The sequence below is a fragment of the Silanimonas sp. genome, from assembly GCF_027530345.1.
Classification (GTDB): Bacteria; Pseudomonadota; Gammaproteobacteria; order Xanthomonadales; family Xanthomonadaceae; genus Silanimonas.
Genome location: NZ_JAPZQK010000019.1, coordinates 18,393 through 33,995, shown reverse-complemented (window position 1 = coordinate 33,995; position 15,603 = coordinate 18,393). Strand labels below are relative to the sequence as shown.

13 protein-coding genes are annotated in these 15,603 nt (G+C 70.4%); 10 read left to right on the top strand and 3 right to left on the bottom strand.

What is annotated here, in order from left to right; translation table 11 throughout:
• The first annotated feature begins 7 nt into the window (after positions 1–7).
• The 7 genes from O9255_RS10710 (at position 8) to O9255_RS10680 (ending at position 8,272) form a co-directional block, all read left to right on the top strand.
• On the top strand, positions 8–2,365 hold the full coding sequence (locus O9255_RS10710) for a bifunctional serine/threonine-protein kinase/formylglycine-generating enzyme family protein (RefSeq protein WP_297866848.1): 2,358 nt from the start codon (positions 8–10) through the stop codon (positions 2,363–2,365).
• An 18-nt stretch (positions 2,366–2,383) separates the two neighbouring features.
• Entirely contained in the window at positions 2,384–3,031 is a 648-nt protein-coding gene (locus O9255_RS10705) for a DUF502 domain-containing protein (RefSeq protein WP_297866847.1), read from the top strand.
• Positions 3,028–3,795, top strand: coding sequence for a queuosine precursor transporter (locus O9255_RS10700; protein WP_297866846.1), 768 nt, complete (start codon positions 3,028–3,030; stop codon positions 3,793–3,795). The genes O9255_RS10705 and O9255_RS10700 overlap by 4 nt, the downstream gene beginning before the upstream one ends.
• A 3-nt stretch (positions 3,796–3,798) precedes the next feature.
• A complete protein-coding gene (locus tag O9255_RS10695; protein WP_297866845.1) occupies positions 3,799–4,320 on the top strand; it encodes a hypothetical protein in 522 nt (173 codons plus the stop codon).
• Positions 4,321–4,406: 86 nt separating this feature from the next.
• On the top strand, positions 4,407–6,230 hold the full coding sequence (locus O9255_RS10690) for a DUF885 family protein (protein WP_297866844.1): 1,824 nt from the start codon (positions 4,407–4,409) through the stop codon (positions 6,228–6,230).
• Between the two features lie 5 nt (positions 6,231–6,235).
• On the top strand, positions 6,236–6,871 hold the full coding sequence (locus tag O9255_RS10685) for a DJ-1/PfpI family protein (RefSeq protein ID WP_297866843.1): 636 nt from the start codon (positions 6,236–6,238) through the stop codon (positions 6,869–6,871).
• 72 nt (positions 6,872–6,943) lie between these two features.
• On the top strand, positions 6,944–8,272 hold the full coding sequence (locus O9255_RS10680; protein ID WP_297866842.1) for a hypothetical protein: 1,329 nt from the start codon (positions 6,944–6,946) through the stop codon (positions 8,270–8,272).
• Between the two features lie 16 nt (positions 8,273–8,288).
• On the opposite strand, the gene O9255_RS10675 is transcribed toward O9255_RS10680, so the two are convergent.
• Positions 8,289–9,023, bottom strand: a complete 735-nt coding sequence (locus O9255_RS10675; RefSeq protein ID WP_297866841.1) for a superoxide dismutase — start codon at positions 9,021–9,023, stop codon at positions 8,289–8,291.
• A gap of 124 nt (positions 9,024–9,147) precedes the next feature.
• Between O9255_RS10675 and O9255_RS10670 the strand changes: the two genes are divergently transcribed.
• Genes O9255_RS10670 through O9255_RS10660 form a run of 3 tightly spaced genes read left to right on the top strand, consistent with a single transcriptional unit; the run spans position 9,148 to position 11,714 of the window.
• Entirely contained in the window at positions 9,148–9,891 is a 744-nt protein-coding gene (locus O9255_RS10670; protein WP_297866840.1) for an SGNH/GDSL hydrolase family protein, read from the top strand.
• Between the two features lie 34 nt (positions 9,892–9,925).
• On the top strand, positions 9,926–11,011 hold the full coding sequence (gene pyrC / locus O9255_RS10665) for a dihydroorotase (protein ID WP_297866839.1): 1,086 nt from the start codon (positions 9,926–9,928) through the stop codon (positions 11,009–11,011).
• Positions 11,012–11,039: 28 nt separating this feature from the next.
• Positions 11,040–11,714, top strand: coding sequence for a PilZ domain-containing protein (locus O9255_RS10660; RefSeq protein ID WP_297866838.1), 675 nt, complete (start codon positions 11,040–11,042; stop codon positions 11,712–11,714).
• Between the two features lie 10 nt (positions 11,715–11,724).
• Here O9255_RS10660 and O9255_RS10655 read toward each other — a convergent pair whose 3' ends face one another.
• Positions 11,725–13,137 carry an MBL fold metallo-hydrolase gene (locus tag O9255_RS10655; RefSeq protein ID WP_297866837.1) on the bottom strand — a complete coding sequence of 471 codons (1,413 nt, stop codon included), beginning with the start codon at positions 13,135–13,137 and terminating at the stop codon, positions 11,725–11,727.
• A gap of 115 nt (positions 13,138–13,252) precedes the next feature.
• Positions 13,253–15,436, bottom strand: a complete 2,184-nt coding sequence (locus tag O9255_RS10650) for a S46 family peptidase (RefSeq protein WP_297866836.1) — start codon at positions 15,434–15,436, stop codon at positions 13,253–13,255.
• Positions 15,437–15,603: the final 167 nt, after the last annotated feature.

Genomic DNA, 15,603 nt, shown 5'->3' with positions numbered 1-15,603 from the left:
GACCTGCATGGCCATCCTGCGCTTCACGCCGTCGCCCGACGAGGAGATGTCGCCGGAGGAGTTGTCGGCCCTGCTGACCTCGATGATGCCGGACATCCCCGGCTACCGGGTGATGCGGCGCATCGGCAAGGGCGGGATGAGCTTCGTCTACCTCGCGGTGCAGGAATCGCTCGACCGCCAGGTCGCGATCAAGATCACCGCGCCGGACATCCTCCGCGACGAGATCAGCAAGCAGCGCTTCGAGCAGGAAGCGCGGACGATCGCGAAACTGGAACACCCCTGCATCGTCGGCATCTACGAAGTCGGCCGCTCGCCGCAGGGGCTGATGTACTACGTGATGCCTTACCTGTCGAAGGGGCATCTCGGCCAGCGCGACCTGCGCAACGACGAGCCGCGGATCATCGCCGTGCTGCGCTCGCTGCTGTCGGCGCTGGGCTATGCGCATACGCGCGGCATCGTGCACCGCGACGTCAAGGCCGAGAACGTCCTGTTCGACAACGCCGATCGCCCGGTGCTGGCGGATTTCGGCATCGCCCTGCCGTTCCGCAGCTCGACGCGCATCACCAATGTGGGTTTCGCGGTCGGCAGCGCGGCCTACATGGCGCCCGAACAGGCCCGTGGCGACAACGTCGATGGCCGCGCCGACCTGTATGCCGTTGGCGTGCTGGCCTACGAGATGGTCACCGGCCATCTGCCGTTCCAGGCCAATGACGCCCTCGCATTGGCGGTGATGCACGCCCACGACCCGATCCCGCCCCTGCCGAGCAACCGCCGGCATTGGCAGCCCTTCATCTCGCTGGCGATGGCGAAGACGAAGGAACAACGCTTCCGCAATGCCGAGCAGATGCTCAGCGCGCTCGACGAACTCGAGCGCCGGCATCGGCTCGGCCCCGGCGGCGACGCGACGCCCGAACCAGCAGCGACGCCCCCGGGCCGCACCAACGGCGAAAGCCCTTCCACCTTGCGGCCCGCCGGACGCTGGTTGGGCGTGGGTGCCGCGGCGCTGGTGATCGCGGCAGGTGCGGCCTGGTGGATGGCCTCACGCGATCAGGCAACGGATTTCCTCACCATCGATGGCAGCGCACCGACCGTGGTCGACGACCCGATCGGCTCCGTCGCGATCGCCGCGGGGGCCGCACCCGCCCCGGCGGGCGCCGACGCCGCAATGCCGCCCACCGCCCCTCTGGCCGAAGCGACGCCTGCGGATCGCGCCGACAACGCGCCGACGCCGACGGCTTCAGCTGCCTTCGTCTCGCAGGCCCTGCCCTACGACCCGCGCGTGCCGGCGGCCCGTGAACTCGCCGCCGCGCAGCGGCAGATCGCGCGGCTGCGCCTGTCCACGCCGGCCGGCGACAACGCCATCGAATCCCTGCTGGCGGCACGCGCCCTGGCCCCTCGCGACCCCGCCCTGCCACGGCTGGAGGCCGCGCTCATCGCCGCTTTCGGCGCGCAGATCGACAAGGCCCTCGACGACGACGACAACGCCAACGCGGTCGCGCTGTGGCAGCGCGCCCAGCGCTACGTCGAGCAGGCCGAGCTGAAGGACAGCGAGTCCTGGACGACGCTGGTCGACGCGCGGGCCACCGCCGTGGAACGCCGCCTGGCCAACGCCGCCTCCCGCCGCAGTGCGCGGGAACTGAAGCGCGCCACCGACGAGATCGCCATCTACGGCCTCGACGAGGCGCGCTTCGCCGACGCCATCCGCACCGCCCGCGTGGCGCTGCTGCCGCGGCCGGGCGCCCGCCTCGAAGGCGGTGGGCCGGCGATGCGTCTGGTCACCGCGCCGAGCGAGGCACGGCCGGGCCTCGCGGCGATGGAAACCGAAGTGACGCGCGGCGATTTCCTCGCCTTCGTGCAGGCCACCGGCCGACCGGTGTCGCGCTGCCGCGGCGGCTTCCTCGAGCGCCGCACCTGGAGTGATCCCGGTTTCGCCCAGACGACGCGCGACCCGGCGGTGTGCGTCACCGCCGCCGACGCCGACGCCTACGCGCAATGGCGCGGCCAGCGCGATGGCGTGCGCTATCGCCTGCCGACGGCCGGTGAATGGAGCCAGTTGAGCCAGGGCGCCGCGGGCGATTGCGCCGGCACCCGACTGAATTGCGACCGCCGCGAGGGCACGGTGCCCGTGGGCGATGGCAAGGCCTCGTCGCTGGGACTCGTGGACATCGGTGGCAACGCCCGTGAATGGCTGGCGGCCGGCCGTCAGACGGCCGGCGCTGGCTGGCGCACCAATGCCGCGCAGGCCCGTGCCGGTGCGACGCAGGCGGTGTCCGACGAACGCGGGCAGGACGACCTCGGCTTCCGCCTCGTGCGCGAGGTCTCGCTGGATGAATTGCTCGACGCTTCGCCCCGCCGTCCACGCTGAGCCCGCTACGATGGCGGCATGCGCAATCTCCGCACCTGGTTCCTCACCGGCCTCCTGACCCTGCTGCCGCTCTGGCTGGCGTGGTTCGTCATCAGCCTGCTGTTCACCCTGCTCTCCGACCTCTCGCGGCCGTGGGTGGGCCCCCTGCTCAACGGCCTTGCCGGCGCGCAGCCCGAGATGTTCGGCTGGGCCGTACACCCGTGGGTGCTGCCGGTGGTGGCCCTCGTCGGCACCTTGGTGATCATCCTCGGCGTCGGCGCCCTCACCCGCCGAGTCGTCGGCCAGACCCTGCTGCGCTGGACGGAAGGCCTGATCGCCCGCGTGCCGCTGGTGAACGTCATCTACTCCAGTGCACGCAAACTGCTTGACCTGCTACAGCACCCGCCGGGGGGCGGTGCCCAGCGCGTCGTGCTGATCGATTTCCCGCATCGCGACATGAAGGCCGTCGGCTTCGTCACCCGCACGCTGCGCGAGGAAGGCACCGGCCGCGAACTCGCGGCCGTGTACGTGCCGACCACGCCGAACCCGACCTCGGGCTACCTCGAGATCGTGCCGGTCGACCGCCTGACGCCGACGCAGTGGACCTTCGACGAGGCGATGGCCTTCATCATTTCCGGCGGTGCCGTGGCTCCGAAGGAAGTGCCCTTCGAAGGGCCGCGCCCGTGACCCTGCTCGACGACCGCGCGACGCGGCTTTTCCTGGTGCTTGCCGCGTTCTTCGCGGTGAACGCGGTGCTGGCGAACTTCATCGGCATCAATATCTTCGCACTCGAGGACACGCTGGGCCTCGCGCCGTTCGAGTGGTCGCTGTTCGGGCAGAGCGGCTCGCTTTCGTTCACCGCCGGCGTGCTGGTGTGGCCGCTGATCTTCGTGCTCACCGACCTCGTCAACGAGTTCTACGGCCGGCGCGGCGTGCGCTTCATCAGCCTGCTGTCGGTGGGCCTGATCGTCTACGGCTTCCTGTTCGCCTATGCGGCCATCGCGCTGGTGCCGGCCGGCTGGTGGGTGGGCGCCGCGAGTGCGCAGGGGGTGCCGGACCAGCAGGCCGCCTTCGCGGCGATCTTCGGGCAGGGGCTGTGGTCGATCCTCGGCTCGACCGTGGCCTTCCTCATCGGCCAGTTCATCGACATCGCGATCTTCGTGCGCATCCGCCGGCTGACCGGCGAGCGCTGGGTGTGGCTGCGCGCCACCGGTTCGACGGCCATCTCGCAGCTCATCGACAGCTTCATCGTGCTGTACATCGCCTTCGTGATCGGCCCGCAGGCCTGGCCGACCTCGCTGTGGCTGGCGGTGGGCACGGTGAACTACGGCTACAAGCTGGCGGCGGCGATCGCGCTGATCCCGCTGATCTACCTCGCGCGCCGCGCCTTCACCGCGTGGCTCGGTCGCGAACGCGCCGAGCAGCTGCGGATGGCCGCCGCGCAGGGCTGAACCATGCGCGCCTCGCGCACCGGTGAACGGCCCAAGCCGCGCCAGCGCACCCTCACCCTGAACGCCGGTTTCTTCGTCGGCGTCGGGCTGGTGTTGGCCTTGGCGTGGTGGGTGCACGGCGACGAGCCCCCAGGCCTGCGCGGCGAACCGGACTTCTCGCCCATGCGGGGCCAGCCCTTCCTCGTGGTCTACGGCGCACCGTCGTGCAGCACCTGCATCGAGGAGTGGAAGGCGCTTCGCTCCACATTGCCCGGCGGACTTCGCGTGGTGCACCTGCTCACCCGCGAGGGCGCGGGGCCGGTGGCGGACGCGGCGGCGCTCGACGACTGGGCCGCCCGCCTACGCGTGCCACGCGCCGCCGTCCTGCCTGCCGACCTCACGCGCTCCACGCTGCCCGCGGTCGTGCTGCGCAACGAACGAGCGCGATGGCGCTTCGAACACGCTGGCCCGTGGAATGCCGAGGCCCGGGCGCGCCTCGACCGGGCCCTGCGGCTCGAGGGCGCGCTTCCTCCCGCCGCACCGTGACCTCAGGCCCATGCGGCCGTCCTCACGTCGGCGGAAGCTCGGCATTCCCCGACCTTCCGTGTCGACCGCTGCCGGAGTTCCCCGCCATGCCTTTGCGCCCGCTCACCCTTGCCCTGGCGATCAGCCTCGCCGTCGGCTTGCCCGCCGTTTCCCACGCGCAGGCGACGTCCGCGGCACCGGCGACCACGACGGCCAGCGAGGCTGTGCAGCCCGCCGATGCCGCTGCTGACGCGCTGTTCGCCGAGTACTGGGAAGCTTCGCTGAAGCTCTCGCCGCTGCGCGCCACCTTCGTCGGCGACGCCCGCTACAACGACCAGTTGCCCGACCTCTTCAGTGCGGAGAGCCGCGCCGAAGCCTCGGCCTTCAACAAGGCCTGGCTGGCCCGCGTGGAAGCCCTCGACCTCGACGCGCTGTCGCCGCAGCGCCGCCTCAGCGCCGAGATCCTGCTGCGCGACCTCAAGCTCGAGATCGAGGGCGAGCGCTTCCCGAGCTGGCAGCAGCCGCTCGACCAGTTCCGCAACGTCGCAGCCCTGTTCGCCCAGCTCGGCTCGGGCACGAACGCCCAGCCGTTCAAGACCGTGCAGGACTACGACAACTGGCTGAAGCGCGCCTCGCGCCTGCCGGTGCTGTTCACCACCATGCAGGGCAACATGCGCGAAGGCATGGCCAGCGGCGTGGTGCAGCCGCGCGTGCTGATGCAGAAAGTGATCCCGCAGCTCGACGCGCTGATCAAGGACAAGCCCGAGGACACGCTGTTCTGGCGCCCGATCGCCAACCTGCCCGCCGACATGCCCGCCGCGGAGAAGGAGCGCCTGACCGCCGCCTACCGCGCGCTGATCGCCGACGAGCTGATGCCGGCCTACCGCGAGCTGCGCCGCTTCGTGGCCGACGAGTACCTGCCGAAGACCCGCGAGACCGTCGCCATTTCCGCGCTGCCGGACGGCGAGGCCTGGTACGCCTACCTCGCCAAGGTGCAGACGACGACCGACCTCACGCCGGCGCAGATCCACGACATCGGGCTCGCCGAAGTGGCGCGCATCCAGGGCGAGATGCACGACGTGATGAAGCAGATGGGCTTCGAAGGCAGCCTGCAGGACTTCTTCGTGCACATGACGACGGCGAAGGAGTACGAGTACCCGACCGAAGAGGCGCTGCTCGCCGACTACAACTCGCTGCGCGAGCGCATCGATCTGCGTGCCAAAGACATGTTCTCGCTGGTCCCGAAGGCCGGCTTCGAGATCCGTCCGGTGGAAGCCTTCCGCGCCGCCTCGGCAGCCGGCGGCAGCTACCAGGGCCCGAGCCAGGACGGCACGCGCCCGGGCGTGTTCTACGTGAACACGTACGACCTTCCGAGCCGCAAGAACTGGGATCGCGACGCGCTGTACCTGCATGAAGCCGTGCCCGGCCACCACTTCCAGATCGCGCTGCAGCAGGAGCTCACCGACCTGCCGATGTTCCGCCGCTTCGGTGGCGAAACGGCCTTCGCCGAGGGCTGGGGCCTGTACGCCGAGTCGCTCGGCAAGGAGCTCGGCGCCTACGACACGCCGCAGCAGTACTTCGGTCGCTTGCAGGCCGAGATCTGGCGCGCCATCCGCCTCGTCGTCGACACCGGCCTGCACAGCAAGGCCTGGACGCGCGAACAGGTCATCGCCTACATGAAGGCGAACTCGGCGACGACCGACACCGAGGCCGTCTCCGAAGCCGAGCGCTACATCGCCATCCCGGGCCAAGCCCTGGCCTACAAGATCGGTGAGCTGAAGATCCTCGAGCTGCGCGCCCGTGCGGAAGAAGCGCTGGGCGACCGCTTCGACATCAAGGCCTTCCACGCCGAAGTGCTGGAGGACGGCTCGCTGCCGCTCTCGGTGCTGGAGGCGAAGCTCGACCGCTTCATCGCGGCGCGCAAGGGCTGAGCCGCATGGAACGGCGCCGCGTCGCCATCGTGGTGTTCGACGAGGTCGAAGTGCTCGACTTCGCCGGCCCCTTCGAGGTGTTCTCGGCGCTGCGCCTCGACGAAGCCACGCGGCGTGAAACCGCGTCGCCGTACGAGGTGATCGTCGCCGGGGTGCGGCCCGGCCTCGTGCATTGCCGCGGCGGGCTGAAGGTGCAACCCGACACGACGATCGCCGAACTCGACCCGGCCTCGCTCGACACGCTCCTCGTGCCCGGCGGCTACGGCGTCCGCCCGCTGCTGCAGGACGCCGCCTTCCTCGCTTGGCTTCGCCGGGCCGCGCCGCAGCCGCGCCGGTTGGCGTCGGTGTGCACGGGCAGCCTGCTGCTCGCGGAAACCGGGCAACTCGACGGCGTGCGGGCCACCACGCACTGGAAGAGCCTCGACTGGATGGCGCGGGACTGGCCGTCGGTGCAGGTGCAGCGCGAACGGCACTGGGTGATCGATGGGCGCGTCGCCAGCTCCGCGGGCATCAGCGCCGGCATCGACCTCGCGCTGAAGCTCATCGAAGCCGATTTCGGCGAGGCGCTCGCGCGCACCACCGCGGCGCACATGGAATTCCCGTGGCCGGAAAGCGACGCGCGCCGCCTTCCCGAGGCTTGAACGCTCAGCAGGTGTGATTGCCCGGAGCGACGCGGCGTGGCAGCGTTCCAACGAATTCGGAACCCCCGGCCCATGACCCAGACCCCTACGCCCGCAGCCAGCGACACCGGCGACACGCTGCCCCAGCGCACCACCCCGACCTGGGAGATGGAGACCCTGCTCTCCGGCGCGACCGTCTTCGCGCTGTTCCAGGCCTACGCCGAACTCAACGTCGCTGTCTTCTGGCTGTTCGAACGACTGCCGAGCGACCTGGGGGGCATCGTCAGCCCGCTGGGCTTGTACGTGCAGGGCGCCGTGCTCGGGCTCGCGCTCGGCTTCCTCGTGCATCTGCTGCTGCGCGCCGCCTGGGTGTCGCTGGTCGGGCTGCGATCGGTGGATCCGGAAGGCCGGCTGCGGGAGAACGAGAACCTCGGGCCGGCGCAGCGCGCCCTGCTCGGCGAGGCCCTCGATGCCCTGCCCCAGCGGATCGCAGCGCTCGACGACGCCGCCACGCTGGTGTTCGGTGCGGCCCTGGGGCTGGCCAAGATGATGACGGGGCTCACCCTGACCCTCGGCGCGCTGTTCCTGCTGGCGTATGCCTTCGCGAAGGGCCTTGGGCTCGACAAGCACCTTGTCCCCATCAATTTCGCCTTCCTGGCCCTGTGGATCGTGCCGTTGATGCTGGCCACGATGGTCGACAACCATGCTGGCAAACACGGCCGAGCGGCACCGCGCTGGGTGATGCCGGTCCTGCGGGGGTATGCGCTGGCGGGATTCACGGCGGACCGCAACCTCGGCACGACCATGGCCACCTACCGCGTGGCCGGGGTGAAGCGGGGCTGGCGGGCCCAGTTCGCCATCGCGGCCATCGTGACCAGCGTCATCCTGGTGGCACTGCTGGTGCCGGTGCTGCAGAACCGCGGCATCGGCGGTCTGCTCGACGGCGATTTCCCGGGCTTGCACGGCGGCGATGCCGGCACGCTGCGCGCCGCGCACTACCTCGACCGCCAGCGTGCGGGCGACCTGCAGCATGCGCCGTCGCTCCCCAGCGACGTGCTCACCAGCCCCTACGCGAAGCTCTGGATTCCCTACGTATCGGAGTGGCACGACGCTGCGCTGACGCGCTGCGCGCCAAAAGAACGCAGCGATTGGCGGGCCGATTTCGCGAAAAGCCGCGCCGTGCTCGACTGCCTCGCCGCCACGCAGCCTATCCGACTGGACGGACGCCCTGTCGATGCCCTGTGGTGGTGGAGCGAGGATGCGCGGCACGATCGCCGCGGCTTCCAGGTGATGATCGACCTGCGGGCTAAACGCACCGGGCCCTTCCTGCTAGAGATCGACCAGCCCGAATCGCAGCGGAAGCTCGACGGCAACGCCACGGGCGACGACGACCTCCCGTGGCGCATCCCGTTCTGGCGCTGAGGGCCTCGCCGGCGGCTCAGGGCGCCGTGGCGGCGCGCGCGGCCGCGTAGCGCCGGTTCACTTCGTTCCAGTTCACCACGTCCCACCAGGCTGCGATGTAGTCACCGCGGACGTTGCGGTACTTCAGGTAGTAGGCGTGCTCCCAGACGTCCAGCCCGAGCACCGGCGTGCCGCGCAGCTCGGCCACGTCCATCAGCGGGTTGTCCTGGTTGGGCGTGCTGGTGATGGCGAGCGTGCCGTCGACCTTGACGATGAGCCACGCCCAACCGGAGCCGAAGCGCGTGGCCGCGGCCTGCGAGAACTGCTGCTTCATCGCGTCCATCGAACCGAACGCAGCGGTGATTGCTGCCGCCAGCTCGGCCGAGGGTTCGCCGCCCTGCCCCGCCGGCGCCATCACCGTCCAGAACAGGCTGTGGTTGTAGTGGCCACCGAGGTTGTTGCGCACACCGGGCGGCAGGGTCGACACGCGCGCCAGCAGCGGCTCGATGGCACCTTCCTTCAACTCCGGCACGGTGGCGGCCAGCTGGTTCAGGCCATTCACCTGCGCGCCGTGGTGGCGCTGGTGGTGGATCGTCATGGTTTCGGCATCGATCGCCGGCTCCAGCGCGTTCGCGGCGTAGGGCAGCGACGGCAGCGCGTACGGGCCCTGCGCCACCGGTGCGGCGGCCGTGGCCGGCGCGGCGGGCGCCTGTGCGGCAACCGGCAGGGCGATGGCAAGACCGAGGGCGAGGGCGATGGGGGCGAGGCGCATGGCGGTTCCAGCGGTTTTCGGGACGACCATGGTGCCCGGCGCGCCGTCGGCGGGGCGTCACGCCGCGCGCCGCATAGGCAGCGCCCCGGCCATACTCCGGTTTTTCCCCCCTGCCCGCCCCGCCATGCTCTGGAAACGTGCCCTGTTCTGGGGATTGATGCCCCTCGCCGCACCGCAAGGCCTGCGCCTGAAGCGCACGGCGCCGCGATTCGCGCCCGCCCCCGGGCCGCGCGAAGGGCGCGTCGGCGACGGCCCGCCGCTGCATCTGCTGGCGATCGGGGATTCGGTAATCGACGGCGTGGGCTGTCCAAGCATTGAGTACGCCCTCACCGGCCACTTCAGCCGCGAGCTGGCCCAGGTGTTCGAACGCGAGGTGCGCTGGCGCGCGCTCGGCCGCACCGGCGCCTGCGTGCGCGAGTTGGGCGAAACGCTGCTTCCCGAGGTACCCGCGGGGCCATGGGACCTCGTGCTGGTCTCGGTGGGCGTGAACGATGTGTCCGGGCTGACGCGCAGCGCCGCCTTCGAACGACGCCTCGTCGAACTCGTGGAGGGCCTGCAGTCGCGTGCGCCGAACGCCACGGTGCTGCTTTGCGGCTTGCCGCGCATGCAGCACTTCCCGTTGCTCCCCCAGCCCCTGCGGTTCGCGGCCGGACTACGCGCGCAGAGCCTGGATGCGCTCGCTGCCGGGGTGGCCGCGCGACGACCGGGCGTGCTGCACGAGCCCACCACCTACGTGCCGCGCCCCGACGAGTTTGCTCCGGACGGCTACCACGCCAACGCCGCGACGCAGGGGGCGTGGGCAGCGGTGCTGGCGCGGCGCCTTGCGGCGCGCTGGCAGCCGGCGCCCTTGACGGCAATGGCAGACTAGCGGCCTCGGCCCTGCTTGCCTTCGCTGACGTCCCATGACCCTCGCCCACCACTTCACCCAGCCGGCCTCGGTGCCCGACGGCACCACGCTCACGATCACCCGTCCCGACGACTGGCACCTGCACCTGCGCGACGGCGAGGCCTTGAAGGCCGTGCTGCCGCACACGGCCGCGCAGTTCGGCCGCGCCATCGTGATGCCGAACCTGAAGCCGCCGGTGACCACCACCGCACTGGCTTCCGAATACCGCGAGCGCATCCTCGCGGCACGTCCGGCGGGCTCGGACTTCGAACCGCTGATGACGCTCTATCTCACCGACAAAACGCCGGGCGAGGAGATCCGCCGGGCGAAGGACAGCGGCTTCGTGCATGCGGTGAAGCTCTATCCGGCCGGCGCCACGACGAACTCGGATTCCGGCGTCACCGACCTCAAGCACACCTACAAGGCGCTCGAGGCGATGCAGGAGGTGGGCATGGTGCTCGCCATCCACGGCGAGGTGACCGACCGCGACATCGACGTGTTCGACCGCGAAAAGGTGTTCATCGACGAGAAGCTGATCCCGCTGCGGCGCGATTTCCCCGGGCTGCGCGTGGTGTTCGAACACATCACGACGAAGGACGCCGCCGACTACGTGCGCGACGCGGAAGGCGACATCGCGGCGACGATCACCGCGCACCACCTGCTTTACAACCGCAATGCGATCTTCACCGGCGGCATCCGCCCGCACTACTACTGCCTGCCGGTGCTGAAGCGCGAAGTGCATCGCCAGGCGCTCGTCGCCGCGGCGAGCTCCGGCAGCGCGCGCTTCTTCCTCGGCACCGATTCCGCGCCGCATGCCAAAGGGGACAAAGAATCCGACTGCGGCTGTGCCGGCTGCTACACCGCGCTGCATGCCATGGAGCTTTACGCGAGTGCGTTCGAGGCCGCCGGTGCACTGGACAAGCTGGAGGGCTTCGCCAGCCACTTCGGCCCGGATTTCTACCGCCTGCCGCGGCACGCCTCGCGCGTCCAGCTGCGCAGGGAATCGAACGTGATCCCGACCGCCCTGCCCTACGGCACGCAGACGCTCGTGCCGCTGGCAGCCGGCGAATCGATGGCGTGGCGCTTCCTCGGCCCCGCTTGAGACCCCCCCCCACTGCAGGACCCCCCCGATGCCCGCCGACGCTTCCAACGCAAGCGCCATCCCGCTCCGACAGTTGCGCCTGCGCCCCAAGACCCTGCTGCAGACCTGGCGCATCGGTGACACCGGCATCGCGCAGGAGTGGCAGTTCTGTGCGGCGATCGAGGGCAAAGGGCTGATGCTCGCGCCGCTGCCCGGGCAGAAGATGGCGCCGGTCACCGCCGGCGCGCGCTACGGCGTCCAGGGATTCACCGGCCAGTACGACTTCCAGTTCGAAACCCAGGCCGTCGGCACCTTCGACGCGCCCTTCGTCTACGCCTTGCTGGCGTGGCCGGAAGCCGTGCAGGCGCGCCTGGTTCGCCAGGCCCTGCGCGTGCGCACCCTGCTGCCGGCACAGCTCGCGCCGGTCAGCGCGAAAGGCGAGACGCAGGCGGCCTCGGTGCTCGACCTCAGCGCTTCGGGAGCGCTGATGGAATCCCTGCATCCCATGGGCGACGTGGGCGACACGCTGCGCATCAGCTTCGTCGTCGATGCCGACGGCGAGAAGACGCAGATCACCACCGAGGCGGTGATCTGCCATCGCCGCGCCATGGAGGCGCCCAGCCGCGAGCGCTTGGGGCTGAGCTTCCGCGCCCTGCCGAAGACGGAGCGACTCGTGCTCTCGATCTACCTCAAGGACATCGCCGACACGCTCGACGCGGCCTGAGGTTCGCGGCTCAGCGGCCCACGGTGCGGGCCATGTCCGGTCGGGCCAGTTCGACGTCGGCGTCGAAGCGGCGGCGCAATTCGCGCGCCATGGCCTCGCGGGCATCGTCTTCACCGTGCACGAGCACGGTGTCCGGGCGGCCGCCCACGCGGCCGTACCAGTCAAGCAGGCCGGCCTGGTCGGCGTGCGCCGAAAGCCCGCCCACCGTGTGCCGCTTCGCTCGCACGGGCACCTCGCTGCCGAGCACGCGCACGTAGGCCGCGCCATCCACGAGGCGTCGGCCCAGCGTTCCCGCAGCCTGGTAGCCAACGAACACCACGTGGTTGCGGTCGAACGGCAGGCGATGGCGCAGGTGGTGGCGCACACGCCCGCCGTTGGCCATGCCCGAGCCGGCGATGATGATGGCCCCGCTGTCGATGCGATTGATGGCCATCGAGTCCTCGGTGCTGTCGGTGAGGTGCAGGTTCTTCAGCCGCAGCGGATGGGGCGTCGTCGCGAAAACGCGCGCCGCTTCCTCGTCGAAGAGCTCCGCGTGCCGCTCGTAGACGCCGAGCACCTTGGTGGCCATCGGGCTGTCGAGGAAGATCTGCCAGCGGCCCAGGCCCCAGTCGTCGAAATGTTGGGCGAACGCGTAGAGCAGCTCCTGCGTGCGACCGACGGCGAAGGCCGGGATGACGACGTTGCCGCGATCGCGCCACGCTTCGTCGAAGATCTCGCCGAGCTCGGTGACGGTGGCCGCGCGCTCGCGGTGCAGGCGGCCGCCGTAGGTGGCCTCCAGCAGCAGCAGGTCGGCGTGCGGCACCGGCGCGGCGTCGCGCAGGATCGGCGTTCCCGTAGGCCCGAGGTCGCCGGAGAACACGAGGGTCCGGCGCGTGCCATCCGCGGCGGTCTCGACCAGCTCGACGCTGGCCGAGCCGAGGATGTGGCCGGCATCGCGCAGCGTCAGGACGAGGCCTGGGAACAGCGCAGTCGGCGCGTCGTAGCCGATCGCGCGCACGTGTTTGAGCGTCTTGGTGACGTCGTCGAGCGTGTACAGCGGCTCGAGCTCCTCCTCGTCGTCGCGACCGCCGCGCCCTTCGTGCAAACGACGACGCGCGCGCTCGGCATCGGCCTGCGCGAGTTTCGCCGAATCCTCCAGCATCACCTTCAGCAGATCGGCGGTGGCGCGCTGGGTCCAGATCGGGCCGCGGAAGCCGCGCTTCACCAGCAGCGGCAGGCGGCCGCAGTGGTCGATGTGCGCATGGCTCAGCACCACCGCATCGATGGCCTCGGAATCGAAGCCAAAATCCTCGCGGTTGCGCGCCTCGTCGGCGCGGCTGCCCTGGATCAGGCCGCAATCGAGCAGCACGCGATGGCCAGCCGCTTCGACCTCGTGGCAGGAACCCGTCACTTCGCCTGCAGCCCCGTGGAAGATCACCCGCATGCACGTTCTCCTGTCGATGCCCCGAGCGTAGCCGGAAACGACGAAGGCGGCCTTGCGGCCGCCCCCGGTGCGAGGCCCCGGGCATGCCCCGAAGGGCACGCCGGGCGCGTGCGACTCAGCGCGGCTTGGCGGCGTCCTCGAGCTCCTTGACGAACTGCGGCGCCGGGTAGGCGTGCTCCATCGTCCACATCATGTAGCGCGAATCGACGGCGATCATGCGCGTCATCTTCGGGTCGAACACCCAGTTCGAGCTCACCGATTCCCAGTTGCCGTCGAAGGCGAGGCCAACGAGGCGGCCGCGCGCGTCCATCACCGGCGAACCGGAGTTGCCACCGGTGATGTCGAGGTCGGACAGGAAGTTCACCGGCACGGTGCCCAGCGCAGCATCGGCGCGGTTGCCGTGGCGGCGCTCGCGGATCGCGTCGAGCTGCACCTGCGGGGCGTCGAAGGGCTCGGTGCCCGTCGCCTTGGCCGCGAGGCCTTCGAGCGTGGTGAACGGGGTGTAGGCCACGCCGTCGCGCGGCGTGTAGCCCGTCACGTTGCCGAAGGTGATGCGCAAGCTGAGGTTGGCGTCCGGATAAACGTGGCCGCCCTTCGACTTGCGGTAGGCCTGCACGGCGGCGAGGAAGGCAGGGCGGTGCAGCAGGCTGTCGCCACCGCGCGACTTCGCCTCGTTCTCGAGGGCGAGCATCGTCGGGTGCAGGGCCGCGGCCAGCTTCACCATCGGGTCGGTGCTCGCGTCGAGCGTGGCCTTGTCGGCCGTCAGCAGCGCAAGGCGCGCATCGGTGCCTTCGAGCTGGGTGCCCGCGTAGAGCTTCTCGAGACCGGCCTTGATCGCCGCCTCGCTGCCGTCGCCGACGATGGCGTCCAGCGCCGGCACGCGCTGCGTGGCCGGCAGCTTGGCGTAGTGGCCCAGCCAGTAGGCCATCAGCTGCATCTCCATGCTGCGGGCGTAGCGGCGCTCCAGCTGGCGCTGGCCGCCTTCGATGCCCGGCAGGTCGCGCTGCTGGAAGCCCGGCGCGCGCTCGAGGTCCGGCTTCGCCTTCTCGACGGCGAGGCGGTAGAGCTGGCGCACACTGCCCAGCAGGCCAGTGTTGCCGACCTGGCCCAGGGCGAGGTCGCGTTCGCGGGTCTCGCGGGCCTTGGCGGCCAGGGCTTCGAGCGCGGCGTGCGCGTCGAGGGCGGCCTTCGCATCGAGGCCCTCGGCACCGGCCGCGCCGGCACGCAGCCAGTCGAGCACGGCCTGCTCCTCGGCCTGCTTGGTGGCCAGCGCATCGATGCGCTGGAAGCCTTCCAGCTGGCCGTCCCAGTTCTTCATCGCGTTCTGCCAACCGCGGATCGTGGCGGCGTACTTCACCTCCACGTCCTTGTCGGCCTTGCCGGCCGTCTCGACGAGGGCGACGACGTTCTTCAGGTGCTGGCCCACCACCGGGTACTGCCACTCGGCGACGTTCTGGAACTCGTCGAACAGCGCGTAGCGGTTGGTCTGGCCCGGATAGCCGGCCACCATGACGAAATCACCGGCCTCGAGCGGCTGGTCGGCGAGCTTCAGCCAGTGCTTCGGCTGGTAGGGCACGTTGTCCTTCGAGAACGCGGCCGGCTTGCCGTCCGGGCCCACGTAGGCGCGGTAGAAGGTGAAGTCGCCGGTGTGGCGCGGCCACATCCAGTTGTCGACCTCGCCACCGTAGTTGCCGATCGAGGACGGCGGCGCGTAGGCGAGGCGGACGTCGCGGATTTCCATCTGGCGGAACAGGCGGAAGGTCTGGCCGCCGAAGAACGAGTAAAGCGTGCAGCGGAAGCCGGCTTCGCTTTCGCAGGCGGCGATCAGCGCCTTCTGCTTGGCCTCCAGCGCGTTCTGGCGCGCGAGGCCGTCGGCGGCGCCGGCGATCGCGGCGCGCATGTCGGCGGTGACGTCGGTGATCTGGTCCATCACGAACACGCGCGCATTCGGGCCGGCGGAGACTTCATCGGCCGGCGTCGCGGCGTTGAAGCCCGTGGCCATCAGGTTCTTCTCGGGCGTCGAGTTCAGCTGGATGGCGCCGTAGGCGCAGTGGTGGTTGGTGGCGACGAGGCCATTCGGCGAGACGAAGCTCGCCGTGCAGCCGCCCAGTGCGACGACGGCGCCCATCGGGTCGCCAGTGAGGTTGGCGAGCTGCTCGGGCGAGAGCTCGAGGCCGGCGTCCTTCAGCGGCCCGGCGATCTCGGGCAACTGCTGCGGCACCCACATGCCCTCGCGGGCGGTGGCGGCGGAAGCGATGAGCGTGGCCGCGACGGCGGCGGCAAGCGGAAGTCGACGCATGAGGGGTTCCCCGGTTCGGACAATTAGGCGCAGCGGAATGCTTGCGAACGAAACTTCCCGAGTCTAGCCCGCCCCCTCCCCCCTCCCCCCTGCCGGAAGTCGGGGGTGCGATTTCACGCGGCGTGGCCGTCGGCGACTTTCGCCGCTGCGCCAAGGTCTCTACTGTG

Excerpts from the sequence above, each read along its gene's own strand:
- O9255_RS10710 (WP_297866848.1), top strand. The coding sequence starts at position 8 with ATGGCCATCCTGCGCTTCACGCCGTCGCCCGACGAGGAGATGTCGCCG.
- O9255_RS10705 (WP_297866847.1), top strand. The coding sequence starts at position 2,384 with ATGCGCAATCTCCGCACCTGGTTCCTCACCGGCCTCCTGACCCTGCTG.
- O9255_RS10695 (WP_297866845.1), top strand. The coding sequence starts at position 3,799 with ATGCGCGCCTCGCGCACCGGTGAACGGCCCAAGCCGCGCCAGCGCACC.
- O9255_RS10690 (WP_297866844.1), top strand. The coding sequence starts at position 4,407 with ATGCCTTTGCGCCCGCTCACCCTTGCCCTGGCGATCAGCCTCGCCGTC.
- O9255_RS10685 (WP_297866843.1), top strand. The coding sequence starts at position 6,236 with ATGGAACGGCGCCGCGTCGCCATCGTGGTGTTCGACGAGGTCGAAGTG.
- O9255_RS10680 (WP_297866842.1), top strand. The coding sequence starts at position 6,944 with ATGACCCAGACCCCTACGCCCGCAGCCAGCGACACCGGCGACACGCTG.
- O9255_RS10675 (WP_297866841.1), bottom strand. The coding sequence starts at position 9,023 with ATGCGCCTCGCCCCCATCGCCCTCGCCCTCGGTCTTGCCATCGCCCTG.
- O9255_RS10670 (WP_297866840.1), top strand. The coding sequence starts at position 9,148 with ATGCTCTGGAAACGTGCCCTGTTCTGGGGATTGATGCCCCTCGCCGCA.
- pyrC (WP_297866839.1), top strand. The coding sequence starts at position 9,926 with ATGACCCTCGCCCACCACTTCACCCAGCCGGCCTCGGTGCCCGACGGC.
- O9255_RS10660 (WP_297866838.1), top strand. The coding sequence starts at position 11,040 with ATGCCCGCCGACGCTTCCAACGCAAGCGCCATCCCGCTCCGACAGTTG.
- O9255_RS10655 (WP_297866837.1), bottom strand. The coding sequence starts at position 13,137 with ATGCGGGTGATCTTCCACGGGGCTGCAGGCGAAGTGACGGGTTCCTGC.
- O9255_RS10650 (WP_297866836.1), bottom strand. The coding sequence starts at position 15,436 with ATGCGTCGACTTCCGCTTGCCGCCGCCGTCGCGGCCACGCTCATCGCT.